Raw genomic sequence first — 13,032 nt, 5'->3', positions numbered from 1 at the left:
TTTCTCCAACCAAGCGTAGTAGCCACTTCGACTGACGCCCGCTGTCTGGCATAGGGCCTCCACCAAATTCTTCAGTTGGCATTTCCGGACCACCGCATTGATCGCTTCGAACTTTTCCGCTGGGGTCAGCTGCGTTTCTTCGCCTGCCTCTCGAGTGCCTCGAGCTTTTTTAGCAACTCGTTTTCGGCTTCCAGGTATTTAATGCGCGCTTCCGCCTTCTCCAACTTTTTCTCGGCAGAGAGCTCTTGAGTAGAAGGGCGGCCGGTACTGCCTTTTCCACGACGTTCTTCCCAAAACCCTTCTTCGCCGTAAAGTCGGAACGTTTTCCGCCAACGTTTTAATGTCTCTTTCGGTTTGTCCGATCCAATTACCGTCAGGTCAAAACCGTTTTCGGCAAAAATTTGCGCCGGTCCTTTGCCTTGCAAGTTTTCGTTAACGGCTTTCACCTTAAATTCAGGTGTGTATTGAATCGTTCGATCCGAAACCGTTTTGACATTCGGATTCGCTTCCAATGTGCGCCGTTGATATTCGTTAAAGATGATTTTACTCATAATAACCTCTCCCGTTCCAATAGATATGTTCAGTATACCGGGGTCTGAAAACAGAAAAAACCCCAAATGGGGGGCACTTTTAAAGTGTCTACCATTTGGGGTTCAGTTCAAAATAGGTTTCCGGTGGGTTTTTTCGTGAAATTATGCGATGCTTCGGCAAGCTTCTGCGCATTTGCGACAAGCTTCCGCACAGCGTTTGCAGTGTTCATGGTGTTCAGCATGCTTCGCGCATTCATCTCCGCATGCTTCACAAATTTTTGCACAAACCGCAGCCAGCTCAGCAATAAAAGGAGAATTCCGTGTAATCGCATGTTCTAAAAATGCGCAAATCTCCGCGCATTCACGGTCTAGTCGGATGCAATCGACCATCATTTTTACGTCTTCTTCTTGAAGACAAGCGTCAAAACAATGATTACATTCTGCTGCGCAATCATGTAAAGCCTGAATTAACTCTGGGTACTGATTATGTGCCATGTGTAAAACCTCCATTTTTTAATGTAGTGGTTCAGTTCTTCTTCTTCCCGTTTGTTTTGTAATTAAACTTAATCTCCGAAACTCCACGAAAAATGCACAATTTAGTTTATTTGTATGTAAACAGATGGGTTTCCGATTTTCTAATGTATTTTTTTCGAAAGGAAATATAAAAAGGTTGACAAATAACGTTTACGTTTGTAATCTATTGTTATCTACAGTTGTAGACGATAATTTCAGGAGGTGACAAAGTATGATAAATAATTTTCAAATAGCTCAATTAGAAGAAATTAAAAATGAAGAGAAACCAGTGATATTGAAGTTCACGGCTGACTGGTGTCCAGGGTGCAAACAGCTTGCTCCAGTCATCGAACATTTGGCTGACGAAAATCGAGAGGTTATTTTTTACGATGTTGATGTAGATAGAAACCTGGATTTTGCTCAACAAACTTATGGAGTTATGAGTATACCCACTTTGATTTTATTAAAAAAAGGAAAAGAAGTGGATAGAGTGACAGCGCCGGAACCTTCTGAGAAGGCAATTTTGGAGTTCATCCATAAAAATCTGTAAGTAACGACAGCGAAAACATAATGGTTGACAAAATGTGTTTACAAATGTAAACTAAATTTAAGATTACATTTGTAAACATAATATATATGGCGGTATAGCCAAGGGGTAAGGCAGAGGTCTGCAACACCTCGATCATCGGTTCAAATCCGGTTACCGCCTTTCATCACAACTTTATGGTTTTGCAAATTAGAACTTAAGGAGGCGTATTGGAATGAACGAACAAATAGAAACAAATATCACAGATGCCGAGTGGGAAGTAATGCGGGTAGTCTGGGCACAGGACAATGCGACTAGTAAATATATTATTGACGTCCTTGAAAAGAAAAAAAGTTGGAAGCCCGCTACGACCAAGACCTTCATCGGAAGACTAGTAAAGAAAGGAATGCTAACTACTGAAGCCGAAGGTAAAAAATTTATCTATTCCGCTGCCGTCGAAGAAGGGGACATGATTAGAGAAACTTTTTACAATTTACTTGATCATATCTGCAATAGAGATGTTGGAAATACAATTGGTAATATGATTGCGCAGGCCACATTGAGTGTCCGCGACATTGAAAATCTTAAGGAAATCTTACTCCAGAAAGAATCTGAAGCAGTGGAAGATATTCCATGCAACTGTGTACCTGGACAATGTAAGTGTCAAGATCATTATTGTTCATCGCAACATTGTTCATAAATAAACTGGAAACGGGAGGTGTAAGTAATGAAAAAAACCATTTTAACTATTAAAGGGATGACCTGCGCTCACTGTGTTAATAAGATTGAGGGGGCACTTCAAAATCTTGAAGGGGTCAAGAGTGCAAAGGTCAATTTGCAAAAAGGTACTGCTAAAGTGAAATATGATGAAGCGATACGAAATTATGATGATTTTTCAAAAGCTGTGGAGGATGCTGGCTATGAGCTTGAATCAGCCAAATAGGATGGAGGTTTGTGGAAATGGAAAGTAAGACGTTTGCAGTGGAAGGCATGACTTGTGCATCGTGTGTACAGACGATCGAAAAGGCGACTAAGAAGTTGCCAGGAATTGTCGAGTCAACAGTTAATCTTGCAACCAACAAGTTGACAATCAGCTACGATGAAAACATGGTTTCGCCCCAAGATATTCAGAACACAGTTGAAAAAGTAGGTTACAAAGCTTCTACAGACACGGAACAGAAAACATTTGCAGTCACTGGTATGACTTGTGCATCGTGTGTACAGACGATAGAGAAAGCTACAAGGAAGCTAGCAGGTGTACTGGAGTCGAATGTGAATTTAGCGACAGAAAAGCTGGTGGTCAAATATGACCCCGTTCTTGTAACTGTCTCTGATATTACACAGGCAGTAGCCAACGCTGGGTATGAAGCAAAAGAAGACAGTGGACCGGCCGACAGCCAAGAATCCGAAAAAGAGAAGAAGTTAAAAAAAGTCCGATCGATGTGGAACCGTTTCATTGGATCGGCAATCTTCACAGTACCGTTGTTGTACATTTCAATGGGGCATATGATAAACCTGCCCTTGCCAATGTTTATAGACCCGATGATGAATCCGCTGACGTTTTCTCTGTTGCAATTGATTCTAACCATTCCAGTCATACTATTCGGATGGAAGTTCTACTCTGTCGGATTTAAAACATTATTTAGAGGACATCCGAACATGGATTCCTTAGTGGCTTTGGGAACTAGTGCTGCGTTCCTTTATAGTTTAGGTGCTACAGCCGCTATCTCGATGGGCTCTAGCGGATATGTGAATAATCTTTATTATGAGTCAGCTGCGGTCATATTGACGCTAATCACATTAGGTAAATATCTGGAAGTTAGCTCAATGGGGAAAACTTCAGAAGCTATTGAAAAGCTTATGGGCTTAGCCCCAAAAACGGCAAGAGTCATTCGAAGCGGACAAGAAGTTGAAATCTCTATAGATGAAGTAGTCGTTGGTGATACGATTATTGTAAAACCAGGAGAAAAGATTCCTGTAGATGGAGTTGTCGTTCAAGGTCTCACTTCTGTTGATGAATCGATGTTGACCGGGGAAAGTATTCCGGTTGAAAAAAATGTAGGGTCAAATATCATCGGAGCAAGTTTCAATAAGAATGGAACTATTCAATACCGCGCGACAAAAGTAGGGAAGGACACTGCATTATCCCAAATCATTAAATTAGTCGAGGATGCACAAGGTTCAAGGGCTCCTATTGCCAAATTAGCGGATATTATTTCCGGCTATTTCGTACCCATCGTCATCGTCATTGCCATACTTTCTGGATTGGCTTGGTACTTCGGTGGACAAACAGGACTATTCGCATTGACAATTACCATCTCGGTCCTTGTGATTGCGTGCCCATGTGCATTGGGGCTTGCTACGCCTACTGCAATCATGGTAGGAACAGGAAAAGGGGCTGAGAACGGTGTACTGATCAAGAGTGGAGGAGCACTGGAAACCACTCATAAAATTCAAACCATCGTTTTTGACAAGACAGGCACGATTACCGAAGGAAAGCCAAAAGTCACAGACATTATCACTGTCAATGGCAACAACGAAGAAACCCTTCTTCAGTTAACAGCATCTGCTGAAAAAGGTTCTGAGCATCCACTAGGCGAAGCGATTGTAAGGGCTGCGGAAGAGAAGAAAATGAAGATGATGAGCCTCGGTAATTTCGAAGCCATTCCTGGACACGGAATTGAAGTCATGGTTGATGGAAAGAGATTGCTTGCGGGGAACCGGAAACTGATGGTGAAACAGAACATCTCTCTAACTGCGCTGGAAGAAGTATCTGATAAACTGGCGCAACAAGGTAAGACACCTATGTATGTAGCAATCGATAATCAGATTGCTGGGATTATCGCTGTGGCAGATACAGTGAAAGAAAACAGCAGGAAAGCAATTGAAAAGCTTCAGAAAATGGGCATTGAGGTAGCTATGATAACGGGGGACAACAAAGGAACAGCCATGGCAATTGCAAAACAGGTTGGAATTGACCGTGTCCTCAGTGAAGTGTTGCCGGAAGATAAAGCGAATGAAGTGAAAAAACTACAAGCAGAAGGCAAGAAAGTGGCGATGGTTGGAGACGGAATCAACGATGCCCCTGCCTTAGCACAAGCGGATATTGGAATTGCAATCGGATCGGGAACAGACGTCGCTATCGAGTCAGCAGACATTGTTCTGATGAGAAGTGATTTGATGGATGTACCGACCGCAGTAGAATTGAGTAAATCGACAATCCGAAACATTAAACAAAATCTTTTCTGGGCTTTCGCTTATAACGTAATGGGGATTCCATTCGCAATGGGTGTTATCTACTTGGTGGGAGGACCGTTATTAAATCCAATGCTTGCGGGGGCTGCAATGAGTCTAAGCTCTGTTTCTGTCTTAGTAAATGCGCTGCGATTGAAACGTTTTAAACCTTCGTTAGCATAGTAAAGGAGAGCTTGACATGACAAACAATTTGGAACTTGTATTATATACACGTCCCACGTGTTCAGATTGCCAAGATGCTAAAACCTATTTAGCGTCCCACGCAATTTCCTATCACGGAAAAGATGTTGCAAAGGATTTGAGTCTTGAACAGGAGATGATTGAAATCTCCGGGAATAGAATTGTCCCTTTGTTCGCATTTTATAAAAAAGGGATATTAGGCAAAAAGAAACTAGTCGAATCTTTCATTGGATTTGAGGCCAATAAAAAAGTTATTCTTAAACTCTTGAATTCGATTGATAAAGCCTAGTACTGCCTAGTTAAAGAATTTTGTCCGTTAACAATTACCTCTGATTGCAGATCGATTAGTTAAGGAGGTGAAGATTTTAATTTTTGCACGAAATATACAATACTCGGGTATAGTAATGAAAATTAGGAGGAATAAGCGATGAAAGAAACAACATTAAATGTAGTCGGTATGTCATGTAGTTCATGTATAAATAAGATTGAAGGTCAAGTAGGAAAACTCACTGGTGTAGATACTGTAAAAGTTAAACTTTCTGACGGCCAAGTGGATGTATCTTTTCAAGAAGAACAAGTTACTTTGGACGAAATTAAAGCGGCTATTCAAGAAACTGGATATAAAGTTGCTGATACAAAGAACGAAATAGGTTGTTCCTGCTGCAAATAAGCAGGTTTAGCGTTTTTAGATCGAGACAAAATTTAATCGAGAATAAGATGAAAACACATTGAATGATAAGTCTAATTAACAAAAATCTAAAAAAAGGAATGTTGGAATTGAAAAATCATGAACACCATCACAACCATTCAAAATCGACCGAAAACGAAGTGTTTGTAAATGCTGCATATGAGAATGGAAAACTCTTTATAGAGTTACAAGATAAAAATCAAAAAGCACCCGAATTAGAAGTCAGTCATGAAAAAGACTTGCATCTGATTGTGGTAAGTGAGGACTTGAGTGAATACAAACACCTCCATCCTGTTCAAACAGACAAAGGTAAATTTGAATATGATATTCAATTAGCATCAGGCATGTATAAGCTTTTTGTGGACATCCAACCAAAAGGATTGGCATATCAAGCCACTCCTGTTCATCTTCATGTAGGTCATCATCAAGTCACATCTGAGCTGCCAGCCCTTGAAGTAGACACAGAATTCAGAAAAACCATTGATGGTCATACAGTAGAGCTATCTGTCGACTCACTGAAAGCTCACCATCCTACAGTATTCACGTACGATACGAAGGATAGTACACCTGAACCTTACTTAGGGCCCCTGGGACATGTTGTAATTTTAGATGAAAAAGGAGAGCAGTTTATACACGTTCACCCGTCATTCGATGACAATACTGTGTTTGAAACCATTTTTCACCAGCCTGGTCACTACAAAGTATGGAGTGAATTTAAGTTTGAAGGAAATGTATATGTCTATCCGTTTGTGATAAATGTAACAGAGTAAAAACAGCGGCCCATATATCATATATGGGCCGTTTTTAAATAATTGGATTCACTGAAAGGAGGGACCCCAAATGAACAAGGGGGAGGTGTTATTAAATACGGATGATAAACGAACTAAAATAAAACTAATTTTCATCCTGGCTTTACCAGCAGTTGCCGAGAACTTCTTTCAAACACTGCTTGGTTTTGTTGATACGCTATTTGTCTCAAGAATCGGCCTTGCTGAAGTTTCAGCTGTAGGGGTCACTAACGCGATTTTAGCTATTTACTTTGCAGTATTTATGGCAATCGGTGTGGCGGTAAACGTATACGTGGCAAATAATTTAGGGGCTGGAAAAATCGAAAGAGCAAGACATATTGCACAACAAGCAATTATCTTGTCTGTACTGATAGGCGTGCTCTTTGGTATAGTAACTTTGTTTTTTGCTAAGCCTCTTCTCTTATTGATGGGCATTGATAATGAAGTACTACAGGCAGGCAGTATCTATTTCAAAATAGTAGGTATCCCTTCGGTAGTTATGGCCCTTATGTTTACATTGAGCAGTATCTTACGCGGTACTGGCGATACCAAGTCTCCAATGAAAGTCAGTATTGTTGTCAATATTGTCAACATTGTGCTTGATTATCTAATGATTTTTGGTTTCTGGATGATCCCGGAGCTTGGAATCGTCGGAGCTGCACTTGCTACCGTTATTGCGCGCGTTGTTGGGACTATTTTATTGATGAATTACATCCGCAAAACGGATGTCATCGCGTTTAGAAAAGATTTTTGGAAACCTGATTTGGAACATCAAATAGAATTGATGAACTTAGGTAGCCCAGCGGCTATTGAAAGACTGGTAATGAGAGCTGGACAGATCGTTTATTTTGGGTTCATTGTCGTCCTCGGAACTAATACATTTGCCGCACACCAAATAGCAGGAAATCTTGAAATATTCTCATACATGCTTGCTTATGGGTTTGCAACTGCTGCCACGATTCTCGTTGGGCGAAACATGGGCGCTGGTGATTATGAAAGTGCAAAAGAATATGCAAAATTAAGTACTTACTTGGCAATGGGTTTCATGTCACTCTTCGGTATTTTGCTTTTCTTCTTCGGAGGATGGGCAGGGTCGCTCTTTACTGATGATCAACAGGTGATCAACGATATTGATATTGCACTAAAAATTGCGGCCATCTTCCAACCGTTTTTAGCTGTCGTCCTTGTCCTTACAGGAGGATTTCAAGGAGCGAACAATACGAAATTCCCAATGTATCTGACAACGGTGGGAATGTGGGTTATCCGAACAGGAGCCGTCTACTTGCTGGCTATCCAGCTTGAGATGGGCATAGCAGGTGTATGGATTGCAATCGGACTCGATATTGTTTTTAAGGCAATCGTTCTCTGGTTCCAGTTTAGTAAAGACCGTTGGATTGTTCTAAAATCAGAACCCCAAAGTCCCTGTCACCCACAGACCAAACATGAAAAATCCAGATGCGTAAATGACTATTAAAACAGGAGGTCAACAGAATATGAAGAAATATTTAGTTGTATTATTATTACTTCTCATGGTAATTGGAACGCTTATCGCTTGCTCCGACTCAAATACCATGAATCATTCAGATATGAACATGGAAGACCATAGCAATATGGACGAGATGGACAATGAAATAGATATGAATATGGAAGACCATAGCAATATGGATGAGATGGATAATGAAATGAAACATGGCGAATTAAAAAAATTGAAAGATTCAAAGGGAGAGAATGAAATTTCCATTCCAGTCGCCTTAAAGAGTGAAAGTGATAAAGAGACGGCTTATACAATTCGTGCCCAAAAGGGTAAAACGGAATTTTATAAAGGCATCAGCTCTGATACCTTAGGATACAATGGCTCATTATTGGGTCCTATGCTCAAGTTCAAATCCGGTGAAAAGGTAACAATCCGATTGATCAATGAACTCGGTGAAGACACGACTTTTCATTGGCATGGTCTTGAAATACCCGGGGATGTAGATGGAGGTCCCCATAATAAATTAAAACCCGGGGAAGAACGCATTATTTCCTTTGAAGTTAAGCAGGATGCAGCTACTTTATGGTTTCATCCGCATCCTGAAGGAAAGACGGCCGAGCAAGTCTATAACGGACTAGCAGGCTTGATTTATATTGAAGATGATAAATTGGGCGAAAGGCAGCTACCTGATCAATATGGCATTAATGATATTCCTTTAGTTATTCAAGATAGAATGTTTGAAGATAAGCGCCTAGATTACCAAGCTGCAAAAAATTCAGACGGTACAGTGGGCGATACAGTACTTATAAACGGCACTGTAGATCCGAAACTGACAGTAGCAAAAGAGAAAGTAAGGCTGCGACTGTTGAACGGATCAAACGCCCGCAATTTCACATTCAAACTGAGCAACGGAGATTCTTTCGTTCAGATTGGAACGGATGGTGGTTTATTAAATGCGCCTGTGAAAACGAATGAGCTGACTTTGACTCCTTCAGAAAGGGCGGAGATTATTGTTGATTTTTCGAAGATAGAGGAAAATGAAATCGCGCTGATTAATGAAGAAGGTATCAATATTCTCGATTTCCAAGTGTCAGAACCAACAACATCTTCGAGAGAAATTCCTGAAAAAATGAATGACTTTGAAATCACTGATGAAGAAATGGCACTACCCGTGACTAAAAAAATCGAGTTGTTCGGTATGATGGAGAATGTCACAATCAATGGAAAGAAATTTGATGCCGAGCGAATCGATTTAAAGCAAGAAAAGGGAGTGACAGAGGTTTGGGAGATTTACAACAAACCAGATGAAATGGGAGGTATGATTCATCCATTCCATGTTCACGGAACCCAATTTAAAATCATTTCAAGAGACGGGGAAAGTCCGTCCGAAAACGAACAAGGCTGGAAAGATACGCTTTCAATCGCGCCTGGTGAAAAGGTGGAAATTGCAATCAAGTTTAAATATGAAGGAGTTTATATGTTTCATTGTCATATTCTTGAACACGAAGACAATGGAATGATGGGACAAATTAAAGTCTATTGACCATGTAATTAAATATTATATAAACGCTTCTTTGCCAATCGAAGAGTTTAGGACACGATTGCGCGGCTTCAATTCCTGCCGACTTAGTAATCTTCTATATAAAATGCATGGATTTATTTAGCAAGAGTGCAGGAGTTCATAAAGTCGTAAGAATTCAGCACTTGATAGAAGAATCGACTTTGCTATAGTAGGGGGAAGAGGAGGGATAATATGAAAATTCCATTTTTAGTACTCATGTTAGCTTTACTTGGCTTACTAGGGGGCTGCAATGACGAACCTTCATCGGCCCAAATAGAAGTAAAGGAGTTGGTGGCTGACTTGAGTGGAAGTGACGAAGTTAGTGCAGCTTCAATTGATGACCAACAAGTAACAGTTGAAGAAAAGGGAGATAAATCGGTCTATCCGTTGCCGGAAGAAGAGTTCTTTGTCTCAATTGCCCCATATGAGACGTATACGCACCCTTGTGAAATCCATAGCTTAACAGGATGCCAAGGTGAATTAGCAGAAAAGGAAATGAAGGTAACCATTACCGACAACGAAGGGAAAGTTTATGTAGATAAGATGATGAAGACTCCAGCGAATGGGTTCATCGACCTGTGGCTGCCTCGGAATCGAACTTACGTGGTTGAAATTGAAGCAAAAGGAAAGACTGGAGAAATTAATTTTTCAACATTTGCCGGAGATCCAACCTGTTTAACCGACTTATTGCTGAGTTAAGTCGAATATTCCCTTTCAGATTGCCCATCTTAAAGATGAAGTGAATTGTTTATGGCTAACATTAGCATGCATTCAGGATACAATGAAGAAGAGGCAGAGATTAATCGATCTAGGTTAGTAAGACATAATAAAGCAAAAGCAGTCTATAACGAAGAAGAAAACAGTGCTTTATGCTAAAGGATGAAGAGGAAACATTGTAAGGGGGTATTGGGACATTCAGAACGATGATGTTTTTTCATCGATATAGTATGGAGTAGATTACTCCTTACTAAGAAGTTAAAAGCTTGATTGAGCCAAAAGAAGAGGAACTGTCAGATTAAATAGGACAGTTCCTCTTCCAATTATTTTTAGGAGCTTTCTTTTCCAAGATGATTTGTTTCAAAATTATCGGCATTTTTTCACTCTTAGAGATTAATGGTGATGATGATCATGGGACGGTTCGCTTTTCACTGTGCAGAGAATGGAATCATTGTGCTTGTGAGCATCTGTTTCCATCTGAATCGTCACGTGGTTGATGCCTTGATGCTCCAGGTCATGTTCGATGCTGTGCAACATGCTTTCACTATCGGCAAGCGTGAGATGGTTGCCGACTACTACGTGGCAGGACAAGGCATTCAGCCCGCTGGTAATGGACCAGACGTGTAAATCGTGGACGCCGTGAACGCCTTTGCTCTCTTTGATGGTTTGAATGATATCTTCAATCTTTACATTCTGTGGCGTGCCTTCCATCAGCACATGCAGAGAAGATTTAGTGACGAAATATCCGCTTCGCAGGACAAGGGCTGCGACGATGACGCTGGCCGCGGGGTCAGCCCAGCCCCAGCCGAAGAACATTATGAGCAGGGCCGCCGCAATGGCGCCGACAGAACCCAGCATGTCACTTAATACGTGCAGGTACGCCCCCCGCATATTCAAGTTATCATGTGTATCTCCGCCGCGCACCATGATCCAAGCGACCAGAATATTGACCAATAAGCCGAATACACTGATGATGAGCATACCGGTCGTGGCGACTTCCGGCGGGTTAGCGAACCGACCGATGGCTTCGTAAAAAATGTAGAGCGCTACACCAATCAGCGTCGCGCCATTGATGGTTGCGGCGAGGATTTCAAAACGTTTGTATCCAAAGGTTTTGCTGTGATTTGCAGCTTTTTCAGCCAGCTTGAACGCGATCAGGGCAATCGCGAGCGAAATGGAGTCACTCAGCATATGTCCGGCATCAGCCAGAAGTGCCAGGCTGTTCGTTAAGAAGCCCCCGGCGGCCTCGACAATCATGTAACTGGTGATGATAATAAATGAAATGAGCAGCACTTTTTTATTTGCTCCGTGTGTATGGTCATGGCTGTGATCATGTGACATTCCGATTCCTCCTTCAATTTCTCTTTATAAATCAGTGCATGCTTTAGCGTGGAAAAGCGTTTTTTAATGATGCGTTGCATGCTCAATCGCCTGTTTCAACAGGTTCATGATATGATCGTCGTCTTTCGAATAATACAAAGTCGTGCCGGCTCTTCTGTATTTCACCAGGCGCAGTTGCTTCAAGAAGCGCAATTGATGCGACACAGTGGATTGGCCCAAGTCCAATTGCTCTGCCAAGTCATTGACAGAATGTTCAGCTGAACAGAGTAGATTTAAGATGCGAATACGGGTCGGATCGCTCAATGCCTTGAATGTTTGGGACACAACAAAGAGTGTTTCCTCATCTAGCGGATGTTCACCCTCAGCGAAATCCTCTTCCTTTTCTACATCATGTTTCATTATTGCATGACACCTCCAAATTGGTTTAAAATATATTTATATATGATAATATATTAATATATAAATATATAGGTTGAGTTTAAGAAATGCAACCTTTTTCACACATAATCTTAAGCTTAATTATGTTTCATACTAATCCCAAATCTACTGAAATCTATTGAGAAAAAGAGTGAACGAAATTTAAAATTTCTGATTGAGGGATTCAAAAAAGAGACTGCTTTGTTTGTTTACATATGATACTTTATCGGAAGCACATTAGTTCAAGTAATGAAGACGAGTGAGACAAGAATTGGATAAATGAATTCTATTGTATTGATCGAGATAGAACCTGATTCGAGAAAAATTATCTCGGTTCAAAGGATAAACGAATGTATATCTTTAAAGGGACGATAAATTAGTGGGTTATTAGTCTTCGACATTCACATGAATCATATTACCAAAAGCTATCTTTACTTAGAAAAGAAGGATGAGAAGTACTGCACTATTAGCAGTACCTTTTCATTCTTTTTTTAATTTGCATCCTTACACCTTTTATTCTTTAAGAGCATACCCTATTTTCTTCATACGCATATTTCAGGGGGATTAGATTCTATAGTAGTGGTTACAAGGGCCTTCAATAAGGCATATTTTTCTAAAAATAAAGATAAAAGACTTATTAAAAATGATTTTTAAGTTTTAAAATTCAGATATAAGGTATATATTACTATTGTTCAAAATAATTAGCAGAATTTACTACGAAAAATTTTAGAAGTGATTTCTATTAAAATTCATATTTTCTGGCTTATGTGAGGTGAACTATGAAATATCAGCAGTACAAGAGAGTTATTGAAAGAGAACATAGAATGGGATTAAAAAAAGTGATGCACCACATTTGCGTAGAAGAAGGCTTAAATGCGATTGAAGGAGAAAAAAAACTTGGAATTGCAAAAGAAGTGTTTGTTTATTGGCAACATCATTATCGCTTCAGCAAAAGACAACTGCTTTTTGATGAAATTATAAATAATTTAAAACTCCCTGGAGATCTGAAGTAACCACCCACAAACTTTCTAGTAATGAGAAG

General features: G+C 40.4%; 14 protein-coding genes, 1 tRNA gene and 1 pseudogene. 12 read left to right on the top strand and 4 right to left on the bottom strand.

Annotated elements, in window-relative coordinates; all coding sequences use genetic code 11:
- Both G3255_RS19625 and G3255_RS19620 read right to left on the bottom strand, forming a co-directional pair.
- Window positions 1-551: pseudogene (locus G3255_RS19625) on the bottom strand (IS3-like element ISBsp3 family transposase); the annotation flags it as partial.
- Between the two features lie 141 nt (window positions 552-692).
- Window positions 693-1,025, bottom strand: coding sequence for a four-helix bundle copper-binding protein (locus tag G3255_RS19620; RefSeq protein ID WP_094942615.1), 333 nt, complete (start codon window positions 1,023-1,025; stop codon window positions 693-695).
- A 250-nt stretch (window positions 1,026-1,275) separates the two neighbouring features.
- Here G3255_RS19620 and G3255_RS19615 point away from each other — a divergent pair, with 250 nt between their 5' ends.
- From G3255_RS19615 to G3255_RS19565, 11 genes are all read left to right on the top strand, one after another.
- A complete protein-coding gene (locus G3255_RS19615) occupies window positions 1,276-1,593 on the top strand; it encodes a thioredoxin family protein (RefSeq protein ID WP_094942614.1) in 318 nt (105 codons plus the stop codon).
- An 88-nt stretch (window positions 1,594-1,681) separates the two neighbouring features.
- A tRNA-Cys gene (locus G3255_RS19610) sits at window positions 1,682-1,752 on the top strand.
- A 52-nt stretch (window positions 1,753-1,804) separates the two neighbouring features.
- Window positions 1,805-2,269, top strand: a complete 465-nt coding sequence (locus G3255_RS19605) for a CopY/TcrY family copper transport repressor (protein WP_094942612.1) — start codon at window positions 1,805-1,807, stop codon at window positions 2,267-2,269.
- Window positions 2,270-2,296: 27 nt separating this feature from the next.
- Complete coding sequence (locus G3255_RS19600; RefSeq protein WP_094942611.1) at window positions 2,297-2,512, top strand: heavy-metal-associated domain-containing protein; 216 nt, start codon at window positions 2,297-2,299, stop codon at window positions 2,510-2,512.
- A 17-nt stretch (window positions 2,513-2,529) separates the two neighbouring features.
- Complete coding sequence (locus G3255_RS19595; protein ID WP_094942609.1) at window positions 2,530-4,986, top strand: heavy metal translocating P-type ATPase; 2,457 nt, start codon at window positions 2,530-2,532, stop codon at window positions 4,984-4,986.
- A 16-nt stretch (window positions 4,987-5,002) separates the two neighbouring features.
- Window positions 5,003-5,293 (top strand): glutaredoxin family protein, encoded by a 291-nt coding sequence (locus G3255_RS19590; RefSeq protein ID WP_094942608.1) that lies wholly within the window; start codon window positions 5,003-5,005, stop codon window positions 5,291-5,293.
- Window positions 5,294-5,431: 138 nt separating this feature from the next.
- Window positions 5,432-5,674 carry a heavy-metal-associated domain-containing protein gene (locus G3255_RS19585; RefSeq protein WP_211656279.1) on the top strand — a complete coding sequence of 81 codons (243 nt, stop codon included), beginning with the start codon at window positions 5,432-5,434 and terminating at the stop codon, window positions 5,672-5,674.
- Between the two features lie 98 nt (window positions 5,675-5,772).
- A complete protein-coding gene (locus tag G3255_RS19580; protein ID WP_211656285.1) occupies window positions 5,773-6,462 on the top strand; it encodes a DUF8832 domain-containing protein in 690 nt (229 codons plus the stop codon).
- 70 nt (window positions 6,463-6,532) lie between these two features.
- Window positions 6,533-7,954, top strand: coding sequence for an MATE family efflux transporter (locus tag G3255_RS19575; RefSeq protein ID WP_211656278.1), 1,422 nt, complete (start codon window positions 6,533-6,535; stop codon window positions 7,952-7,954).
- Window positions 7,955-7,973: 19 nt separating this feature from the next.
- Complete coding sequence (locus tag G3255_RS19570) at window positions 7,974-9,497, top strand: multicopper oxidase family protein (RefSeq protein WP_211656277.1); 1,524 nt, start codon at window positions 7,974-7,976, stop codon at window positions 9,495-9,497.
- Between the two features lie 210 nt (window positions 9,498-9,707).
- Complete coding sequence (locus G3255_RS19565; protein ID WP_211656276.1) at window positions 9,708-10,214, top strand: CueP family metal-binding protein; 507 nt, start codon at window positions 9,708-9,710, stop codon at window positions 10,212-10,214.
- A 411-nt stretch (window positions 10,215-10,625) separates the two neighbouring features.
- On the opposite strand, the gene G3255_RS19560 is transcribed toward G3255_RS19565, so the two are convergent.
- Together G3255_RS19560 and G3255_RS19555 are read right to left on the bottom strand one after the other, a co-directional pair.
- Window positions 10,626-11,573 carry a cation diffusion facilitator family transporter gene (locus G3255_RS19560; protein WP_211656275.1) on the bottom strand — a complete coding sequence of 316 codons (948 nt, stop codon included), beginning with the start codon at window positions 11,571-11,573 and terminating at the stop codon, window positions 10,626-10,628.
- A 63-nt stretch (window positions 11,574-11,636) separates the two neighbouring features.
- Window positions 11,637-11,972, bottom strand: a complete 336-nt coding sequence (locus tag G3255_RS19555) for an ArsR/SmtB family transcription factor (RefSeq protein ID WP_211656274.1) — start codon at window positions 11,970-11,972, stop codon at window positions 11,637-11,639.
- A 797-nt stretch (window positions 11,973-12,769) separates the two neighbouring features.
- On the opposite strand from G3255_RS19555, the gene G3255_RS19550 reads away from it, so the two are divergent.
- Complete coding sequence (locus G3255_RS19550) at window positions 12,770-13,003, top strand: hypothetical protein (protein WP_211656273.1); 234 nt, start codon at window positions 12,770-12,772, stop codon at window positions 13,001-13,003.
- Window positions 13,004-13,032: the final 29 nt, after the last annotated feature.

Origin of the sequence: Planococcus sp. MSAK28401 (genome assembly GCF_018283455.1) — a bacterium.
In the GTDB taxonomy this organism is placed as follows: domain Bacteria; phylum Bacillota; class Bacilli; order Bacillales_A; family Planococcaceae; genus Planococcus; species Planococcus alpniumensis.
Note: the sequence above shows the minus strand (reverse complement) of the source record. Positions and strands in the feature narration are given on the sequence as shown.